General features: G+C 61.1%; 18 protein-coding genes. 2 read left to right on the top strand and 16 right to left on the bottom strand.

Going from position 1 to position 19,029, the window contains the following annotated elements; translation table 11 throughout:
• Window positions 1-3 precede the first annotated feature (3 nt).
• The 4 genes from HMPREF2943_RS02500 to pth (HMPREF2943_RS02515) all read right to left on the bottom strand — a co-directional run bounded on the left by HMPREF2943_RS02500 (window position 4) and on the right by pth (HMPREF2943_RS02515) (window position 4,325).
• Window positions 4-1,014, bottom strand: coding sequence for a CaiB/BaiF CoA transferase family protein (locus HMPREF2943_RS02500; RefSeq protein WP_070710705.1), 1,011 nt, complete (start codon window positions 1,012-1,014; stop codon window positions 4-6).
• Between the two features lie 75 nt (window positions 1,015-1,089).
• Window positions 1,090-2,721 (bottom strand): peptide chain release factor 3, encoded by a 1,632-nt coding sequence (locus tag HMPREF2943_RS02505; RefSeq protein WP_070710706.1) that lies wholly within the window; start codon window positions 2,719-2,721, stop codon window positions 1,090-1,092.
• 24 nt (window positions 2,722-2,745) lie between these two features.
• On the bottom strand, window positions 2,746-3,603 hold the full coding sequence (locus tag HMPREF2943_RS02510; protein ID WP_070710707.1) for an SDR family NAD(P)-dependent oxidoreductase: 858 nt from the start codon (window positions 3,601-3,603) through the stop codon (window positions 2,746-2,748).
• A gap of 41 nt (window positions 3,604-3,644) precedes the next feature.
• The gene (pth, locus tag HMPREF2943_RS02515; RefSeq protein ID WP_070710708.1) at window positions 3,645-4,325 is read right to left on the bottom strand and encodes an aminoacyl-tRNA hydrolase; all 681 of its coding nucleotides are present in this window, start codon (window positions 4,323-4,325) and stop codon (window positions 3,645-3,647) included.
• Between the two features lie 38 nt (window positions 4,326-4,363).
• Here pth (HMPREF2943_RS02515) and HMPREF2943_RS02520 point away from each other — a divergent pair, with 38 nt between their 5' ends.
• Window positions 4,364-5,347: a nitronate monooxygenase gene (locus tag HMPREF2943_RS02520; RefSeq protein ID WP_070710709.1), complete on the top strand. Its 984-nt coding sequence runs from the start codon at window positions 4,364-4,366 to the stop codon at window positions 5,345-5,347.
• Between the two features lie 64 nt (window positions 5,348-5,411).
• The gene (locus tag HMPREF2943_RS02525) at window positions 5,412-6,866 is read left to right on the top strand and encodes a glyceraldehyde-3-phosphate dehydrogenase (RefSeq protein ID WP_070646245.1); all 1,455 of its coding nucleotides are present in this window, start codon (window positions 5,412-5,414) and stop codon (window positions 6,864-6,866) included.
• A gap of 172 nt (window positions 6,867-7,038) precedes the next feature.
• Here HMPREF2943_RS02525 and HMPREF2943_RS12095 read toward each other — a convergent pair whose 3' ends face one another.
• From HMPREF2943_RS12095 to HMPREF2943_RS02590, 12 genes are all read right to left on the bottom strand, one after another.
• Window positions 7,039-8,376, bottom strand: a complete 1,338-nt coding sequence (locus HMPREF2943_RS12095) for an ABC-2 family transporter permease (protein WP_246817253.1) — start codon at window positions 8,374-8,376, stop codon at window positions 7,039-7,041.
• 187 nt (window positions 8,377-8,563) lie between these two features.
• The gene (locus tag HMPREF2943_RS02540) at window positions 8,564-9,307 is read right to left on the bottom strand and encodes an ATP-binding cassette domain-containing protein (protein ID WP_070710710.1); all 744 of its coding nucleotides are present in this window, start codon (window positions 9,305-9,307) and stop codon (window positions 8,564-8,566) included.
• An 86-nt stretch (window positions 9,308-9,393) separates the two neighbouring features.
• Window positions 9,394-10,065 (bottom strand): response regulator, encoded by a 672-nt coding sequence (locus tag HMPREF2943_RS02545; protein ID WP_070520856.1) that lies wholly within the window; start codon window positions 10,063-10,065, stop codon window positions 9,394-9,396.
• On the bottom strand, window positions 10,046-11,251 hold the full coding sequence (locus tag HMPREF2943_RS02550; RefSeq protein ID WP_070646254.1) for a sensor histidine kinase: 1,206 nt from the start codon (window positions 11,249-11,251) through the stop codon (window positions 10,046-10,048). The genes HMPREF2943_RS02545 and HMPREF2943_RS02550 overlap by 20 nt, the downstream gene beginning before the upstream one ends.
• Before the next feature lie 30 nt (window positions 11,252-11,281).
• A complete protein-coding gene (gene ppk2 / locus HMPREF2943_RS02555) occupies window positions 11,282-12,181 on the bottom strand; it encodes a polyphosphate kinase 2 (RefSeq protein WP_070710711.1) in 900 nt (299 codons plus the stop codon).
• A gap of 76 nt (window positions 12,182-12,257) precedes the next feature.
• Complete coding sequence (locus tag HMPREF2943_RS02560) at window positions 12,258-12,701, bottom strand: PepSY domain-containing protein (RefSeq protein WP_246817254.1); 444 nt, start codon at window positions 12,699-12,701, stop codon at window positions 12,258-12,260.
• Between the two features lie 96 nt (window positions 12,702-12,797).
• A complete protein-coding gene (locus HMPREF2943_RS02565; RefSeq protein ID WP_070646260.1) occupies window positions 12,798-13,676 on the bottom strand; it encodes a fumarylacetoacetate hydrolase family protein in 879 nt (292 codons plus the stop codon).
• Window positions 13,677-13,681: 5 nt separating this feature from the next.
• Entirely contained in the window at window positions 13,682-14,230 is a 549-nt protein-coding gene (gene pth, locus HMPREF2943_RS02570) for an aminoacyl-tRNA hydrolase (RefSeq protein ID WP_070646261.1), read from the bottom strand.
• A 93-nt stretch (window positions 14,231-14,323) separates the two neighbouring features.
• A complete protein-coding gene (locus HMPREF2943_RS02575) occupies window positions 14,324-14,980 on the bottom strand; it encodes a 50S ribosomal protein L25/general stress protein Ctc (RefSeq protein ID WP_070646264.1) in 657 nt (218 codons plus the stop codon).
• 211 nt (window positions 14,981-15,191) lie between these two features.
• Window positions 15,192-16,166, bottom strand: coding sequence for a ribose-phosphate diphosphokinase (locus HMPREF2943_RS02580; protein ID WP_070529220.1), 975 nt, complete (start codon window positions 16,164-16,166; stop codon window positions 15,192-15,194).
• Window positions 16,167-16,190: 24 nt separating this feature from the next.
• Window positions 16,191-17,654, bottom strand: coding sequence for a bifunctional UDP-N-acetylglucosamine diphosphorylase/glucosamine-1-phosphate N-acetyltransferase GlmU (gene glmU / locus HMPREF2943_RS02585; RefSeq protein WP_070646267.1), 1,464 nt, complete (start codon window positions 17,652-17,654; stop codon window positions 16,191-16,193).
• Window positions 17,655-17,719: 65 nt separating this feature from the next.
• Window positions 17,720-18,979 carry an MFS transporter gene (locus HMPREF2943_RS02590; RefSeq protein WP_070710712.1) on the bottom strand — a complete coding sequence of 420 codons (1,260 nt, stop codon included), beginning with the start codon at window positions 18,977-18,979 and terminating at the stop codon, window positions 17,720-17,722.
• Window positions 18,980-19,029: the final 50 nt, after the last annotated feature.

Consider the following 19,029-nt stretch of genomic DNA (forward strand, 5'->3'; position numbering starts at 1 on the left):
GAGCTAGAGAAAGCGTGGCGCCGCGGCCGGCTCCGTGTAGCCCTCGGCGTCCACATAAGTGTCGCGCGCGGCAAGGTGCGGGTGTTCCAGAACGTGTTCGGGGGAGACAACCTCGGTGACACAGGCATCGCTGCCGCGGAAGATTTCGATCCATTCCGCTTGGGTCTTTTTCGCAAAACGCCGCGCGATGATCTCCTTCATGGCTGGCCACGCGTCGCGGTCGTTCTGCTCGTAGCGGCCTAGTTCCTCTTCAAGGCCGAGTCCTTTCACCATGAGCGCATAAAACTGCGGCTCAATGGCACCGGCGGCCATCCACTGATCATCAGCCGTGCGGTACACGCTATAAAACGGAGCGCCTCCGTCTAGAAGGTTTGTCCCGCGTTCCTGCCACTGGTCTTCGGCGCGGAAGGCATGCAGCATGGCGGTGAGGTTGGCGGCACCATCGACAATAGCGGCATCCACCACGCAGCCCCGGCCGGTATTCTTTGCCTGCAGCACGCCCGCCAGAAGGCCTGTTACCAGGTACATCGCGCCGCCGCCGAAGTCTCCGAGGAAGTTGACCGGTGGAACAGGAGTACCGTCGCTTGCTGCGATGGGGTGCAGCGCACCGGAGACCGCGATGTAGTTGATGTCGTGGCCGGCAGTGTGGGCGAGCGGGCCGGATTGGCCCCAGCCGGTGATACGCCCGTAGACCAGCGCCGGGTTGATCGCCTGCACCTCCTCTGGGCCTAGACCAAGGCGCTCAGTGACACCGGGGCGGAAACCTTCGATGAGGATATCCGTCGTGGCTAGGCGCTCACGCAGCTTGTCGACGTCTGCTGGATCCTTGAGGTCTGCCTCTAGAACTTCTTGCCCGCGGTAGAGGATGCTGTGCGGGACCACAGCGGGAGGATTTCCTGGGCGGACCACGCGGGTAACGCTAGCGCCCATATCCGCAAGCATCATCGCGGCAAAGGGGCCGGGGCCGATGCCGCCGAGGAAGAGGACGGATAGTCCGGTGAGTGGAGAGCTCATGGTGACCTACCTATTGGTGTACGAATTTCTATCCAATCGTACCGTCGGGTGGGTCACCCAACAAGGGCGTGAAAGTTAATCCGCCACGAGTGTTTCGATGGTGAGCTCTGGGTGCTCCTTCTCAATGAAGGCCAGCTTCCACTTATCACCAAAGAGTGCGATGAGCTCGCCGTCGCTGCGGGTGAAGATCTCCACGCCGCGCTGACGGCCCAGCTCGGGCGCGGACTCGGCATCGGTGCGGCGCGCCACCGAGTAGGGGATGGGCTCGGTGATGGTCTCCACGTTGTATTCGATCTCCATGCGGGCCTGCATGACCTCGAACTGCATGGGGCCCACCGCGGCCATGACTGGGGCGGCATCGCCGCGCGTATCGTTGCGCAGAATCTGCACCACGCCTTCTGCCGCCAGCTGGTCCAAACCCTTGCGGAAGGCCTTGTAATCGCCCAAGGATTTTGCACGCAAAATCTGGAAAGCCTCTGGAGCGAACTGCGGCATGGGCTTGAACTGCACCTTCTTGCCGGTGTAAATCGTGTCACCTGGTGCCAAGGAACCGGCGTTGACCAAGCCCACGATATCACCCGGGAAGGCCGTATCCACGGTGTCACGCGTGCGGCCAAAGACCGTCAGCGCATACTTGGTGGAGAAGCTGCGGCCGGATTGGGCGTGGTTGACCTGCATACCGCGCTCAAACTCACCGGAAACCACGCGCATGAAGGCCAAGTTATCGCGGTGCTTGCGGTCCATGCCTGCCTGCACCTTGAAGATGACGCCCGAGAACTCATCGGTGACCTCACGGACCTCATCGATGGCGGAGGTAGCGGCCTCGATGGCCTGCGGATCCGAATCGCGGGAGCGCGGAGCCGGGGCAATCGCGCACAGCGTATCCAGAATCTGGTGCACGCCGAAGTTCAGCATCGCGGAAGCGAAGATGAGCGGGGAGGTCACACACTGCTCAAAGAGCTCCTGGTCATGCAGGGCGCCGTCCGCGGCCAGTAGCTCTGCTTCCTCCACAGCGGTCTCCCACGCATCCTCTTCCTTCGCGGCGGCTTCCGCAGGCTCGTAGTGCTCCTCCGGGGCGATGGTGGAACCACCAGCGGTGCGCAGGAAGTGCACGTACTCGTCAGCCTCACCATCATCATTAATGTGGGCTAGACCGCGGAAGTCGCCGGCGATACCCACCGGCCAGTACAGCGGGGTGGGCTGCAGCTGGATTTCGTTGAGGATTTCGTCGACAAGCTCCAGCGGTTCCCGTCCCACGCGGTCCCACTTGTTGATCACCGTGATGATCGGCAGGCCGCGGGCCTTACACACGCGGAAGAGCTTGAGGGTCTGGGGCTCGAGGCCCTTGGCGGCGTCGATAAGCATGACAGCAGCATCCACCGCCGTGAGCACGCGGTAGGTATCCTCCGAGAAGTCCGCGTGGCCCGGGGTATCCACCAGGTTGATCATGTAGGGCTCGCCCTCATGGCCCTCGGGCGCGTACTCGAACTGCAGCGCGGAGGAGGCCACGGAAATACCGCGTTCCTTCTCCATCTCCATCCAGTCAGAGACCGTGGACTTGCGGTTGCCCTTGCCGTGCACCGCGCCGGCCTCGTTGATGACGTGCGCGTGCAGCGCCAGCGCCTCCGTTAGCGTGGACTTACCAGCATCCGGGTGGGCGATGACGGCGAATGTGCGGCGGCGGGAAGCTTCGGAGGCAATACTCATGCGGGCTAGTTTAGCCGCTGGCTGCTACCACTCCACATTGAGCTGGCGGCCCAGATCATCAAAGATGCGCCGGGCCACGGAGAGCTTCTTCGCAATCGGCCGCTGCAGGCCTGGCTTGCGCTTCTGGTTGTAGTACTCGCCGGAGTTGAAATGGATGCCTGGTGTGCCGCTGAGGAAGTAGGCCAAGTTCTCCCCACCCTTGTCTGCTTTGCCCAAGACGTATTTCGCCGCAGTGGTCGAATACAGCTTGCTCGTCCTGCTCGTTGAGTTATGCCCGAAGCCAGTATTCAAAATGCCCGGGTGGAAGGCCACGGAGGTAAGCCCGTGGGAGTCGAGGTAACGGGTCAACAGGATATCGCCCAACTTGGCGTTGCCATAGGCGCGCTCGGCGCTGAACTTTTCAAAGGTATTCGGGTCACCGGGGTCGAAAGAGGAATACAGCATGTTGGCCAACGAGGCGGTCTGCACCACGGTGGCGTTGCTTGCCCGCAGCGTATCGCGCAGCAAGGAGGTCAGCAGAAACGGGGCCACGACGTTGATCTGCCACGTGCGCTCGAAGCCATCGGCGGTGGCAAAAGGGCCGTCGAACATTCCGCCGGCGTTATTGCCCAAGGCATCGATCTGCGGGTACTGGCTCAGCTTCTCGGCGAGCCGGCGCACCTGGCCCAAAGACTCATAATCGGCCACATGAAAGTCAGCGCCGATCTCCTCGGCCACAGCCTGCGTCTTCTCCGGATTGCGGCCTACCAGAACCAGCGAATCCTGCGGGCGGCGCTGGTGAAGGATACGGGCAGCGGCCGCGCCCACGCCGTCCGAGGCGCCGGTGATGACGATAGTTCGAGGGGCGTTATGCGATGGCAGGCTGTGGCTCGTGCGGCTCATACTTGGACAGTGTAGGACGTTGAGCTAAGGCGCGCCGGGGTTTATTTCGACCGGGAGTGGATTTCCTGCTGGGCCTTGGTGAGGCCCTCAGTCACGATGAGGCGTGCAGCCTCAGCGGCAGTGGCGATGGTGGAATCGAGCTCAGCGCTGGCATCGACAGGCGCGAGCACCCAGTCCGGGATGGAACCACCCTTCGGCGGGCGCCCGATACCGATGCGCACGCGCAGGTAATCGCGCGTGCCCAGGCGCTCGCTCAGCGACTTCAGACCGTTGTGGCCGTTCTCGTTACCGCCCTTTTTAATGCGCACCTTGTCGACGGGCAGGTCGAGCTCATCGTGGATGACGATGATGTTCTCGGCCGCAACCCCCAGCTGCGTGGCCAGCGGGGCGATCGGATCGCCAGAGAGGTTCATGTAGGTGTGCGAGCGCAGCACCACGACCTTCGTGCCACCGAGCTCAAGCTGTGCAGCGCTGAGTTGGTGCCCTGTGACAGGCTCAAGCATGTCACCAGATTCGGCGAGGAGATCATCCACCGCCATGTACCCCACGTTGTGGCGGGTTGCGGCATATTTCGCGCCGGGATTGCCCAAGCCCACGATGAGCCACTCGGCGCTTAAATCCGCCGGGTTTAATCCGGAGGTCGCGGCCTTCTGTGTGTTCTTATTCGGTGCTTCACCGGCGCGGCCAAAGAGGCGGGTGAAAAAGTCACGGATGGCAGACACTACAACTCCCTTGATGGCTTTCTTTAGACTGGGTAACCATGAGTCAACTTCTTGAGACTATCACTTGCCCCGTCCTACCTGCCCCGATGGCGGGCGGGCCCACCACGCCTGAACTGGTGGCCGCCGCCGACGCCGCCGGTTCCTTCAGCGCGTTGGGGCTGGGAACTTGCTCCGTCGACGCCGCGCGGGAGGCCATCGCTGCATGTGCTGGCACGCGTTTCGGGGTCAATATCTTTCACCCGCAGCGCGCACTGACCGAAACGGAATTCGCGGCTGCGCAGTCCCTCGCTGCGGAAGAGGGCGCCGTGCTTGGCGACGTCTCCCTAAACTTCGGCTGGCAGGACAAGTTCGAGGCCGCGCTGGAGGGCGGGGCAGCAGTGCTGTGGTCGATGTTCGGCGTCTTTAGTGAGGAAGAGATCGCACGCATCCATGCCGCTGGGGCAGAGGCGTGGACCACGGTCACCACCCCCGAGGAGGCGCAAGCCGCGGCTGCCCGCGGCGTCGATGTTGTGTGCGTGCAGGGGCCTGAAGCGGGCGGGCACCGCGGCGTGTGGGACCCGGGTGCGGAACCGGATCAGCGCCCACTTAAAGAACTTGTCGCGGCGGTCCACCAGGTCACGGACCTTCCACTCATTGCCGCGGGTGGTCTGCGCACCGCAGAGGATGTTGCCACGGCCCTGGCCTGGCCGGGGGTAAAAGCAGTCAGCTGTGGTTCCGCCTTCCTGCTCTCCGAGGAGGCCGGGACGAGTGAGCACAACCGGGGACTTCTGCGCCGCGGTGGCCAAACGGTTTCCACCCGCGCGTTCTCCGGACGCTATGCCCGCGGGCTGGAGACCGCCTACACACGGGCACACCCGAACCTGCCTTTGGTCTACCCCTATCTCAACGCGCTACTGAAACCTCGCCGTGCCCAGCTCGACGCAGACGTGGACTATTGCCTCGTCGGCGTCGATGTAATGAAACTTCGCGGGGGTAGTGTGGCGGAGATCCTCGCTCAACTACACCCAAACGGGCATGAATAAGGGTTAATATTTACGGATGGACAGAGTTTTACACCCTTTTTGACGAGTAAAGGATACAAAGCACGTGACTTCGAACGCGCACATTGGGCACGAGGATTGGAACGAGCGCCTGGAGCTGGCCCAAGAGATGATCCCGCTCATCCACCAGCTGCACCGCAACAATAACGTTGTCACCTCTATCTACGGCCGTCTGCTCATCGGCGTGACCGACATCGACATCATCAAGGCGCACCGCTACGCCCGCCGCATCGCTGAGCGCGAGCTTTCCACCGCAGAGACCCTGCCTATTCTCAAGGAACTGTGCTCGATGAACCTGGGCACCGCTTCCATTGACCTGGGCCGCCTGGCCACTGGCTTCGAGGAATCCGGCTCCGATAACCTGCGCAACTACCTCGAGGAGACCCTCGTCGATCTCGTCGGTGCCGGTGTGGATAAGGAATCCACCGACGTCGTTCTCTACGGCTTCGGTCGCATCGGCCGCCTGCTGGCTCGCATCCTCATCGCCCGCGAGGCTGCCTACGGCGGCGTGCGCCTGCGCGCTATCGTCGTGCGCAAGAAGGGCGACATTGACATCTTCAAGCGCGCCTCCCTCCTGCGCCGTGACTCCGTCCACGGTGCCTTCAACGGCACCATCGCTGTTGACGAGGAGAACGAGGTCATCTGGGCCAACGGCACCAAGATTCAGATGATTTATGCCAATGACCCGGCGGACATTGACTACACCAAGTACGGCATCGACAACGCCATCGTCGTCGACAACACCGGTGTGTGGCGCGACCGTGAGGGACTGTCCCAGCACCTGCAGTCCAAGGGTGTGGCTCGCGTGCTGCTCACCGCTCCGGGCAAGGGCGATCTGAAGAACATTGTCTACGGCATCAACCACGGCGACATCGAGGACTCCGACCAGATCCTCTCCGCCGCATCCTGCACCACCAACGGCATCACCCCAGTGCTCAAGGTCATCAACGACCGCTACGGCGTGGTTCATGGCCATGTGGAGACCGCACACTCCTTCACCAACGACCAGAACCTCATCGATAACTTCCACAAGGGTGACCGCCGCGGTCGCGCAGCTGGCCTGAACATGGTGCTCACAGAAACCGGTGCAGCCAAGGCCGTGTCCAAGGCTCTGCCGGAGTTCGAGGGCAAGCTCACCGGTAACGCTATCCGCGTTCCCACCCCGGATGTGTCCATGGCTGTGCTCAACCTCGAGCTGGAGAAGGAAGCTGACCGCGACGAGGTCAATGACTTCCTGCGCAACGTGTCCCTGCACTCTGACTTGCGCCAGCAGATCTCCTACATCGCTTCTCCGGAAGTTGTGTCCTCTGACTTCGTGGGCTCTACCCACGCCGGTGTGGTCGATGGTCTCGCCACCATCTCCTCCGGCAAGCACCTCGTGCTTTACGTGTGGTACGACAATGAGTTCGGCTACTCCAACCAGGTCATCCGCATCGTCGAGGACATGGCCGGTGCCCGCCCGGTGGTCTACCCGAAGCGCGTCGATGTTTCTGAGCTCTAAGAGCTAGATAGCTAACACCGCTCTCGCCACATGGCGCGGGCGGTGTTTCGTTGTTTTGGGGTCGTTATCGATTCATCCCTAAGCTTGCCAGGATGCTTCACACGCACAACTGCCCGATCTGCCAAAAGTAGGGGCCGAAAAATCTAGACTGTTTTCGACAGATTGGTCAGTTTTAGCGGGAAGACAGCGCTCGAGTATGGAGTAAATGCCGTGCGCGCAATGTTGCGGCCACACCAAGCACTGCGGCCAACAGCACAGCGACGGCATAGCGCAAAGGTGAGTGCGCAACCAAAGGCCAGGCGGGGAAGGCGAGTACCCACAGACCAGTATCTGCCAAGACATCGCCGCCCAAGGTGACGGAGACAATCGTCCCTACGATTGTGAGAGCGATAGCGCTCACAGTGCCGAAGCGAATCACCAGAATGAGTGATACAGCTGCGATGACATAGCCCACCCCAACCGCAAGGGGCAAAGCGGAAAACTGTGCAGCGCCATCACCACCTGCGAGCGCGCTGGCCAGGTATGCGGCAGCGCAAACCGCCACGATGACGGACAAAAACCACATGAGGATTCCGGGTGTACCGAACCGTGTTTCCATATACACCAGCGGCCACGAATCTGACATGCGCGGCCATACGAGGACAGGCAAAATACCTGCGCCGACCGGCAGCAGAAAGAAGTAAAAGAAACCTTCGACGTAGTTAGCAGGATATTGCAGGGCGACAAAGCCTAGCGCCAGAGTGCTGAGCATCAGGCAAGAGAAAACCGCTGGGCTAAAAGCTGCACGGTGGAGTCCTAGCAGCGTAGACCACAGCGAGGACTGTGCCGCCGCACGTGGGTGGTTCGTTGGCTGCCATACTTGGGCTTTTTCCACGGTGGTATCAGCCACGTCGGCGTCAGCCTGGGCCGTTGTAAAACGCGCGAAACGGTGTCGCAGCGAGAACATTGGCCGGTATCGTCGCGGCGTGTAGACCGCGGCTAATGCTCCGAGCACGGCGAGGATGACGCACAATATGAAAGCCGGTAGTGGACTGCTGTTTAGAAGTGGGTCGTGTGGTTCAAGCGGCACCGAGTTCTGGTGAATACGCAATGCGCGTAAAAGCAGTCGTTGTGGCCATGCTGGGGGAAAGGCCCACCACTTGCCTGATTCAACAGTGTTCGGAAGGATGCTGAGTATTTGCCACAGGGCCGCAGCAACCAGTGTAAAGGCGAAGCCCAGTCGGCGGGCACAGGCAGCGGAAAGCCCGGCAATGCCAAGTGCACCAAGGAAAGAATAAAGCCCGGCTACGAGGATAAGCTCGTGGTTCTCGCGCCCCTGAATGGCGACAGCGAGCCAGGAACCACCAAAGTTCAGCATGTGGAAGAGCGCAATGCTGGCAATGACGACGAGAAGCCGGACAGCGTTCTCCCGACGCGGGTTGAGGTTTCTCCACTGCGTCCCGCCGCTGCGGGTAACGGCTTCACGGTGTTCTGGGATCGCAGCGAATAGCGCAACAAGTGGGGCGTACATGCCAGTAACAAATAAGGATTGCCAAGTCAAGACGCCTGTGGCATCACTGTGCACCGATGCCATAGATGAGAAGATCACCGTCATGATGACCAGCGGTAGAGCAAGTAAAGGCAACCACTGTAAGGTGCTTCCACGGCTGCGCAGTAGTTCTGCTGAAAGGTAACTCGGGCGAGGAGCAGTAGTGTGCTTAGGCACGTGACTCTCCTTCCCGGTTGGTAGGCGCTTGGGAGGGGTGGCCAGGTGAGGTAAGTCGGAAGAATTCCTCCTCCAACTGACCACGTGGAGCTAGCTCGTGCAGGGAACCGGAATAGCGAATCGTGCCCTCGGCCAAGACGGTGATGTCATGGGCAAGGTGCAGGACCTCTCCAAGCTGGTGGGAGCTGACGATAACGGTGTGCCCAGCCGCGGCTAGTTGTTGTAGTAGCTCTCGCAATTCCATGATGCCTTGGGGATCGAGGCCATTCTGGGGCTCATCAAGAACAAGTACCTCTGGATCGCCGAGGAGAGCTTGCGCTAACGCCAGGCGGGCCTTCATACCAGTGGAAAAGGATTTCGCCTTCTTGGAGCCAACGCCGTTGAGCCCAGCGATGGAGAGAACCCGGTCAATCTCGGAATCAGGAAGGCCCAGAAGTCGAGCGTGAACGCGAAGATTCGCCGAGGCAGACAGATGGCCATAAAAGGCTGGCCCGTTCACTGAGGCACCAATGCGGCGAAGCACATTGCGGTTCCAAGGTTGGCCCGCCACGTTGATGGAGCCTGAGTCAGGCGGCAGGAGACCTAAGAGGATGGAAAAGAGCGTCGATTTTCCTGCCCCGTTGCGCCCGAGGAGCGCATGCACGCGGCCCGGGGAGATGCGGAAGGAAACATCATCGAGGACTCGTTGCAGACCAAAAGACTTCGAGATGTGCTCAAAAGAGATATCGCAATTCATAAAATGCAGTATCGCCGGGGCTCATCATAAAGGAATCCGCCTGCATGATGGTCTTCAGCGAGCAGACCTCCTACCGTGGTAGGAGCTTAGGCAACCCCAGCACGCTGCGCTAAGAGAACGAGGGCCACTCGGTCACGTGCGGCGAGTTTAGACATGAGCGCGGAGACGTGAGTTTTCACCGTGGTTTCTGCGATGACCATGTCGGCGGCTATCTCCGCATTTGTAGCACCACGCGCGATGAGCGAAAGCACTTCCATCTCGCGGCGTGTTACAAGACTGAGTCCTTGGCGTTCCTGGGCGCTGAGGTTTTCGCGCGTCAGCGCCGAGCGATAAGCCTCCAGCACTGGGCCGGTTACCCCGGCGGCCAGCACCGATTCTCCTTGCGCCACGTTGCGAACGGCGGTCACAAGAACCTCTGGGTCGGCATCCTTCAGCAGGAAGCCGTGGGCGCCAGCGGAGATGGACCGCGCCACGAGTTCTTCATCATTGAATGTGGTGAGCATGATGATGCGGCACTCGGGCTTGCGCTCGAGTATGGCTTGAGCCGCTCCGATGCCGTCCATGCCGGGCATGCGAATGTCGAGGATAGCCACATCAATGTGGTGGCTTAGTGCTGCTGCCACGGCATCCGCCCCCGTGGCCGCGGTGGCCGCGACCTCGATGTCTTCTTGCGCAGTGAGGATGGTAGACAACGCTGAGAGCAGCATTGCTTGATCATCGGCCAATAAGACGCGGATTCTAGATCTGCTGTGTGGCATCCTTGGTCTCCTTCATCGGTATCTGTGCGTGCAAGGAAAAGGAATGAGCATCGCCGGAATAGTCGAGGCGACCGCCGAGCGAACGGGCTCGTTCCGCCACTCCGACTAAGCCCACGCCGCTGCCCGCGACGTTGCTTGGCGTGGGATGAAGATTGGTGGAGGTGAGGGTGAGCGCGGCGGCGTCATCAAGTACAAGCTCAACCACGACATGCGTGCCGACGCCCTGATGGCGCAGAGCATTCGTCAAGCCCTCCGTGGTAATGCGCACCAATGCCATCTGCACCAACGACGGCACGGCGTATTCAGCTGGGAGGTTTGCGTCGACTTTCAGCCCAGCAGCGCGGAAGCCTTCGAGGATTCCTTCGATGTGCTCAAGTTGTTGAGCAGGCTCCAGAGCCGTGGGTCGGGGTGAGCGCAAGGCAGCGACGATTCCGCGAACCTCGCGCAGGGCGGTATCCGCATTATCGCGGATCGAAAGAAGTGCTTCTTCAGCCGCGCCGGAGTCCGCAGTCGCTGCAATGATGCCTGCATTAGCCTGAACCTTAATCAGGGTGAGGGAATGGGCAAGGACATCGTGAAGTTCCCGTGCAATGAGGAGGCGTTCTTCTTCTTGTGCTTGGTGGAAGCGCTCGCGCGCTAGTATCTCCCGTTGGCGATCACGGTCAAAATACCGGGCAGCGATGAAATACGTGCTTCCCAGCACCGCCCAGTGAGCCACCACCATGGCAAGGAAGGGTGTGTCGACCTCATAGCGCAGAAGGTAGGTCTCAGTGTCGATGCGCCACATGAAGGGGGAGATAAAGGTACCGATCACGGTGATGAACAGAACCACCCGCGGAATCAGCCTCTGGGTGATGTACCGCGAGGTGGTGTACACGGCCATGGGGGCGGTCAACGCCCATGGGGTGAGGCCGCTATTGGTGGGGAGCTGGTTCATCCATATGACAGCCCAGGCCAGGAGCAGAACTAGGAATCCTGTTGCGCTCACGACAGGCTTCGAGCGCCAGACTAAGAAAAGCGGTATGAACAGTAGCGACAAGAGAGCCTCGACAACTTCCACCGTTCCGGGGGAGGAAAATGCCAAGGCACAATAAAAGGCCGCTACGAGCCCCGCGACTCCTGCGAGTAGCGCGTCCCCCAAATGCACCGAGGACAGAAAGGTACGCGCGGTGCGGGAAGAGCTCATAGTCGGCCATGGTAGTACATGTCGAAAGTACTACTTCTTCTTTTTGTCCTTCTTGGCCTTCTTTTTCTTGCCCTGCTTCTTGCCGTTGCCATTGACCTTGGCACGCTCCAAGTCGGCTGCGACATCCGGGACGTAGGCAAAGTCGTTGCGCGGCGGGCGGACGTATTCGGCCTCGAGCTCGGGGCGGCTCGGAATCTCCGGTACGTCTTGCTCCACGTGCTGGTAGGGAACCATCTTGAGGATGTGGTTGATCACGTTGATGCGTGAGCGCTTCTTATCCTCGGATTCGACCGTGTACCAGGGGGCGGAGGGGGTGTCCGTGTGGACGAACATTTCGTCCTTGGCACGCGAGTAGTCTTCCCAGCGAGTGATGGACTGCAGGTCCATGGGGGAGAGCTTCCAGCGGCGCAGCGGATCGTTGCGGCGGGATTTAAAGCGCGCGAGCTGCTCCTCGTCAGAGACGGAGAACCAGTACTTAAGCAGAATGATGCCATCTTCGATGAGCATGTGCTCTAGCTGCGGGGCCTGGTGGAGGAAGCGCACGTACTCCTGCTGGGAGCAAAAGCCCATGACGCGTTCCACGCCGGCGCGGTTGTACCAGGAACGGTCGAAGATGACGATCTCACCAGCGGTAGGCAGCTTCTCAACGTAGCGCTGGAAGTACCACTGGCCCGCCTCGCGGTCGGTGGGCTTGGGCAGCGCTTCGATGCGGCACGTACGCGGGTTCAAGTATTGCGTAATGCGCTTGATGGCCGAACCCTTGCCGGCGGCGTCGCGGCCTTCCATGATGATGACCACGCGGGCACCGGTCTCAACGACCCACTGCTGCATCTCGACGAGCTCGGCTTGGAGGCGCTTAAGCTCGTCCTCATAGGCTTGCTTGTCAAGCTTCGGCGGCTTGGTGGCAGACTTCTTAGACTGTGAACTCATACCTTTAAATTTACCCCTTAGCTGGGAAAATGACTAACCGCGGGGGTTAGAAATGTGGGTCTGATGGAGCTTGTGATCAGTCAACCTCGTGTTGCGTTACCGCTCCGCTGGCGGCGTCGACATCCAGCTCGTGTTCCTGGCCGTTGGCCTTGAATTCAATCTCCCAGTGCGGGCCCTTGCCGTCGTCGCCATCGTCGTAGTCGACTTCCTTTTCCGTGACGGCCTGGGCATCAACGCCGGCGTGGGCTAAGGCTTTCTTGAATGCTTCGTCGCCGCTGAGCATCCCGGAGTTTTCTGTGTTTCCAGTGGCCCCAGCGCCAGCCGTGTCCGCAGGCTGCTGAGCATCGGCATCGTCGTCCGCATCCGTGTCTGTCGCTGCGGCTGTTTCCGTCACGGTTTCCACAGGCGCGGGAGTCGGCGTCGGGGCGGGATCGGCCTCTTTATTTGAAGAGCACGCAACCAGCGCGGTGCTCACGAAGAGCGCGATGCCGGCGGCGGTAAAGCGGGAACGAAGAGTCACTAAGGCTCATCCTTCTCAGTTAATCGGGGGAAATGTGGGCTCCACCGTATCGAAATCAGGCCGTGTTCGCTGAAGATCCTGTATGTGGCCTGAATGTTAACGGCCGTGACAAGAGCAGTCGTCGCCGCAGCCACCAGCAGCGGGTGGCTCACCGAAGCGCGTGATGTTTTCGATTTCCCCAAGACCTTCGATGCTGATGCGGGTGCGGGAGTCGTCGCCCAGCAGCGCCTGGTCACCGCGCGCGAAGCCCACGCCTTCCGGGGTTCCGGTGGCAATGACATCGCCCGGATTAAGAGGGTAGAGGGAGGAACAGAAGGCGATGAGCTCGGCCACGGAGAAGATGAGATCATCAGTGTTGTCATCTTGGCGCACGTCGCCGTCGACGCTCGTCCTAAGCCGTGCGGCTTTGCCCGGGGCCCATTCATCAGCCGTGGTCAACCATGGTCCAAATCCAGCGGTGCGGTAGAAGGATTTGCCGGCGTGGAACTGCGTAGTTGCGCGCTGATAATCCCGCAGAGTGTAGTCGTTCATAATGGCATAGCCAGCCACGTAATCCAGCGCATCTTTCACGCTCACCCGGTGCGCGCGGCGGCCCATGACTACGGCGAGCTCTCCTTCGTAGTCCAGTTTCTTCGTGGCATAGTCCGGAATATAGACATCGTCGAAGGGGCCGGTCAGAGCCTCCGGGAACTTGATGAAGAGCGTGGGCTGTGTGGGAAGTTCTCTCCCCATCTCCCGCGCATGCTTGGCGTAGTTGACGCCAACGCAGATAATCTTGCCCGGGTTCGGGAGGACGGGGGCGAGGTCGGCGTTGTCAAAAACCACCGGCTCGCCGGAGAGCTGCGCGGCTTTACGCCAGTCTGGACTGGCCAGCAATTCGCCGACATCCTCATAATCCAGTTCGGTGCCCACGTTGGGGCCGTCAATACGGATAGCGCAGGTGCCAAAACTGGTGCGGAGAGTAGCGAGCTTCATGCCGGCTAGTCTAACGCGCGAAGAATCTCATCTACCGCATCAGCACAGACGATGGGAATCTCTTGGGCTTCCTGTTTGCTCCACGGCTTGAGAACAAACGCGGCTGGGTCCATGCGGCCAGGTGGTCGGCCTATACCCACTGAAAGTCGCTGATAGTCCTTAGTACCCAAAGACTTCGTGGTGGAACGCAGGCCATTGTGGCCGTGGTCTCCGCCGCCGAGGCGTCGCTTGATGGCGGCGAAGTCAAGCTCCAGCTCATCGTGGACAACGATGATGTGATCATGCGGAACGTTGAAGTACTGGGCAAGGGCCTTGGTGGGGCCGCCGGACAAGTTCATAAAGCTGCGCGGCTTGGCGACGATCACCTTGGCGTCCCCACGCCGCGCTTCGGCGACATCCGTGTTTGTCTTCTTATGAACGGAAAAGGAAGTCAGCAGCTCGTGGGCTAGTTCATCAGCCACGTCAAAGCCAATGTTGTGGCGGGTACCGGCGTACTTCGGTCCGGGGTTTCCTAGACCAACGACGAGAAAGGGAGAAGAATTCACGCTGCCCATTCTAAACAGCGCGAGGGCTAAAACGGCGAACCGCGCCCGCCCCAGAAAGTAGGGGAACAGGCGCGGTGCGCTAAATAGGTGAGGGGGGAGGATTTACTCCTCGTCCTTCTTCTCCTCGGAAGCTCCCTCATCTACGGACTCGGCGCCAGCCTCAGCGCCGCCTTCCTCGGCAGCCTCAGCAGCAGCCTCGACGTCCTCATCAACCTCCGGCTCGGAGATGGAGACGATGACGGTGTCTTCCTCGGCCACGAGGGTGGTGCCCTCCGGCAGGGTGATGTCGCCAGCGGTGACCACGGTGCCATCCTCGAGACCCTCGATGGACACGGCGATCTCTTCCGGAATGTTGAGTACGTCGGACTCGACCAGCAGCACGTCGGCATCCTGGATGAACATGAGGCCCGGAGCCGGCTCGCCCTCGATGGCGAGCGGAACCTCAACCTCAACCTTCTCGCCACGCTTAATGGAGAGCAGGTCGATGTGGTCGATGTTGAAGGTCAGGACGTTCTGGTCGATGTGCTTGACCATGACGAGGTGCTGCTCGCCCTCGAGCTCCAGCTCGAACACGGCGTTAACACCTTGGTTACGGACGACTGCGGTCATTTCCAGACGGTCAACGGCGAAGTGCAGAACGTCGACGGCGTGGCCGTAGACAACGCCCGGGACCTTGCCGGCAGCGCGCAGACGGCGAGCGAAGCCCTTGCCAAACTCAGAACGGACTTCAGCCTTCACTACGGGGCGCTCAGAAGCCATAAGTAAATCTCCTTAAAAGTATCGTTGTGCGGCAAGGGCTGTTGAAGGACCGTGTAGATACGACAAAAGCCTGCCGATGGACGTCTTGGACGAGTCATCGCAGGCTTAAATACAAGATTCACTGCTTAACTTGTGCTATCGCGTCGATAACGGATTTCTCCCTCGCCGAGACGCACAAGATTTTAGCAGCAGCGTTGTCGCAGAACCAAATCTAGTGAGTCTCAAACAGCGTGGTCACAGAACCGTTCTCGAAAATCTCGTGGATGGTGCGGGCCAGCAGCGGGGCGATGGACAGCACCGTAAGGTTGTCCCAGCCCTCGGTGGACTGCGGCAGGGTATCGGTGGTGATGACCTCGACAGCGCCGCACTCGGACAGGCGCTCGCGAGCCGGGTCGGAGAAGACACCGTGGGTACAGGCAATAACCACGGACTTGGCGCCGGCTTCCTTGAGCACGCGGACTGCGCCCGCGATGGTGCCGCCGGTATCAATCATGTCATCGAGCAGGATGCAGTCCTTGCCCTCCACGTCACCGACGACGCGGTTAGACACAGTCTTGTTGGCTTCGGTGGTAGAGCGGGTCTTGTGAACGAAGGAGAGTGGAGCGTCACCAAGCTCGTGTGCCCACTTCTCCGCCACCTTCACGCGGCCGGCGTCGGGGGAGACCACGGCCAGGTTGTCCATGGGGTACTTGGACTTGATGTAGTCGGTCAGGATCGGCATCGCGTGCATGTGATCAACCGGGCCATCGAAGAAACCCTGAATCTGGTCGGTGTGCAGGTCCACGGACACGATGCGGTCGGCACCGGCAGCGGCCAGCAAGTCTGCCACTAGGCGGGCGGAGATAGGCTCGCGGCCCAGGTGCTTCTTGTCCTGGCGTGCGTACGGGTAGAAGGGCAGGATGGCGGTGATGCGCTTGGCGGAGCCGCGCTTGAGCGCGTCAATCATGATGAGCTGCTCTACCAGCCACTTGTTGAGCGGCTGGGTGTGGGACTGCATCACGAAGCAGTCTGCACCACGGACGGACTCCTCGAAGCGAATGAAGATCTCACCGTTGGCGAAATCGCGGGCGGTGGTCGGAACCAGATCGGTCTTGAGCTCCTTGGCCACAGCCTCAGCCAACGCCGGGTGAGCGCGCCCGGTGAAGAGCATCATGTTCTTGCTGCTGCCGGTAACCTTGCCAGTCATCAGTAGATATCCCTTTACTTGTCGTTAGTTAGTGGTCTGGTCGTCAGCCTTGGCGTCCTGTGCCTTGTCGGCTGCTTCCGCTGCCGGCGTGCCCGGGCGCTTCTTTTGTACCCAACCTTCGATGTTGCGCTGCTTGCCGCCGGAGACCGCGAGCGCTCCCGGGGGAACGTCGTCCTTAATTACTGTACCCGCACCGGAGTAGGCGCCATCACCGACGGTAACGGGAGCAATGAACATGGTGTCCGAACCAGTGCGCACGTGGCTGCCGATGGTGGTGTGGTGCTTGTTGACGCCGTCGTAGTTGACGAAGACGGAGGAGGCACCAATGTTGGAGTAGTCACCCACGGTTGCATCGCCGATATAGGTCAGGTGGGGAACCTTGGTACCGCGGCCAATCTGGGCCTTCTTCGCCTCGACGAAGCCGCCCAGCTTGCCTTCTTCACCCACGATGACGCCGGGGCGGATGTAGGTGAACGGGCCAATCTGCGCATTGCTGCCAATGACGGAGTCGAAGCCGTGCGTGCGCACCACGCTGGCACCTGCTCCGACCTGCATATTGGTCAGGGTGGTGTCGGGGCCAATCTCGGCGCCATCGGCGATGGTCGTCGCACCCCACAGCTGGGTATTGGGGTGAATGACAACGTCCTGGCCAATGGTCACGTTGACGCCGATCCAAGTGGTATCGGGATCAACGATGGTGGCGCCGCCACGCATGGCTTCCTCGACCACACGGCGGTTGAGAAGGCGGCCGGCCGCGGCCAACTGCACGCGGTCGTTGACACCGGAGAGCTCCTCCGGATCAGCAGCAACGTGCGCGCCGACGCGGTGGCCGGCCTCGCGGGCGATCTCCAGCACATCGGTGATGTAGAGCTCACCCTGGGCGTTATCGGAGTTGAGCTTCGTCAGGGCGTCGCGAAGCACGGCCCCATCGAATGCGAAGACGCCGGAGTTGACCTCGCGCACCGCGCGCTGCTCTTCGGAGGCATCCTTCTGCTCCACGATGGCGGTGACAGAACCATCCTCGGCGCGCAGCACGCGGCCGTAACCGGTGGGATCCTCCAGAGTCATGGACAGCACGGTCACGGCGTTAGCTTCGCCGGTGTGGGCCTCATGCAGCTGACGCAGGGTCTCCGGGCGTAGCAGGGGAACGTCACCGTTAGTCACGATGACGGTGCCATCGAAATCAGGCAATGCACTCAGGCCGCACTGCACGGCGTGGCCGGTACCGTTCTGCTCTTCCTGGATGGCCTGGGAGACCGCGCAGTCCAGCTCCTCGGAGATGGCATCGACGGCAGGGGAGACCTGGTCGCGCTGGTGGCCCACGACGACCACGAGGTGCTCTGGGTGCAGGCCAGCGGCTGCGTGGAGGGCGTGGCCGAGAAGTGACCTCCCGCCAATCTCATGCAACGTCTTCTGGGTTGAGGATTTCATGCGGGTACCTGCGCCTGCAGCAAGGACGATGGCGGCGCAGTTAGTTACTTCAGCCACGAGTGTGTGCTTCTCCTGTGATTGGGGATGTCAGGACTTACTTTTTTCATCATAACGCGTACGTCCTATTTTCCGCGTGATACCTCCGGAAGTGCGCGGGCACGCCATGCTCCAAGTAGCCCGATGCAGGCCAGGAACAAAATGGCCGCCGAGGGGCCAGCCAAAGCGATCACGGCGGAGATACCGCCGATCACGAGGAGGATGACGCCCATCATGGTGTTCGCGGCCCCGACGTAGCGGGTGCGTTTATCCTCGCCCGCCATATCCACCACATAGGTCTTGCGCGCTACGCGAATGGCAGCGTGCGCCAGGTTGACCAGGAAAAATCCGAGGGGAAGCGCCCACATGCTTACCGCTGTCGGTGCCCACGCCGCACAGGCCACGATGGCCAGCAAGATGATCGCCGCGGCACCTGCGGCCCAGGACATGACCAAGCGCGACGACTTATCAGAGAGCACACCGGATACACGGCCGCCCACGAGGCTGGCCAAGCCCGAGGCCAAGACGAAGCCACCGAGCCCACTCAAAGCCTGCGAGCCGATGCTCTGTGAAAGCACCACGATGAAGGAGGTGGATAGGGCAGACACCAGCAGCAGGGCGCGAACGTTGACGAAGCTGCGGAAGCGCGCATCCTGGGTGTATAGCTGCCAGGTATCCTTCCACCAGCTGCGGTTCATACCTTCCCGGCCGGAGTTTTCTGGCACCGGCTCCTCGATGCCGCGAAAGACCGCTGCCGCCAGGAACCACGTGGCTGCGCCGATGGCCAGCAACGCCGCCAAACCCCAGCGCGGGAGCTCACCTAGTACAGCGAGGATGACACCAGTAATAAGGGTGACTGCGCCGCCGAGCTGTGTAGCGCGACCGGTCACCACTCCGCGGTGCCCCTTGGAGATGGTGCGGCCTTGCACGTCCTTGCCGGTCAGTGAACACAGCGCGCGGAGTACGGCAAGCGCCGCAAGGGCGAGGCAGACGATGAGGCCGAGGAGGGGGCCTTCGACAAGCACGGCAGCCGCCGCGATGATCGCCGCGCACAGACCCTGGCCCACCGAGCCCAGCACCCACAGGCGCTTGCGAGCTGGGTGGGTGAGCACCCACGGAGTCCAGGCGGCTTGGGGGAGCATGGAACCGGACTCGCGCAAGGGCACCAGCAGGCCGGTGAAGAAGCCTGGGACCCCGGCCACACTGAACAGCCAGGGCAGGACTGTCTTTCCAGAGAGCAATTGATCGCCCACGCCCTGCAGGCCGTTCGACCAGACGAAGCGGCGGGCATTGGCGGACTCGTTGGAGGGTGAGGAGCCGTGGGGAGATGCAGAACGCGAAGCCATGACTGTGATCTTAAGCCCGGCTCGGCCTTATCTGGGCCCTAAGGTTCACC

Origin of the sequence: Corynebacterium sp. HMSC072D12, assembly GCF_001813925.1 — a bacterium.
Lineage (GTDB): Bacteria > Actinomycetota > Actinomycetes > Mycobacteriales > Mycobacteriaceae > Corynebacterium > Corynebacterium aurimucosum.